Source organism: Kitasatospora sp. NPDC057595 (assembly GCF_042800875.1).
Classification (GTDB): domain Bacteria; phylum Actinomycetota; class Actinomycetes; order Streptomycetales; family Streptomycetaceae; genus Kitasatospora.
Genome location: NZ_JBHVGL010000060.1, coordinates 1 through 427 on the forward strand (window position 1 = coordinate 1; position 427 = coordinate 427).

The window sequence follows — 427 nt, forward strand, 5'->3', positions numbered from 1 at the left end:
ATCTAAGACGCTTTTAAAATGCTTCATTCCAACATCTATACTGACCTCGGGATCAGTAATTGTGTTAGGCGGCAATCCCATTGATTCTGATGACTGCATGACGTCTAAGTGTCGGCCGCCGCTCTCTTGCATGACAAGCGCCATAATTACGTCTATATGCTTTGTGAGATCATACTTTTCAGCATATTTTTCAAATAAGGGGCGATAACGTTCAACATCCTGACTGATTTTCGCTTTACCTGCTATGTTACTGTCTATACCGCCTCGGCCGCCTTCGTCTCCTCCGTCACCAAACAGCAGGATAAACCCCATAAGGGCGGCATACCCTGCCGCAGCCACGATGAGGCTGATGACAAGAATCTTTTTCATGCTTTATTCACCTCGTGCCCGATTAGGGTTTTCAGGTAGATGTTTCTCGGAGACGTTC

General features: G+C 46.4%; 1 protein-coding gene. It reads right to left on the bottom strand.

What is annotated here, in order from left to right; translation table 11 throughout:
• Nucleotides 1-369 (bottom strand): lysozyme family protein (locus ACFU9E_RS35395; RefSeq protein ID WP_380715689.1); only part of this gene is annotated, 369 nt, incomplete at its 3' end.
• Between the last annotated feature and the right edge of the window lie 58 nt (nt 370-427).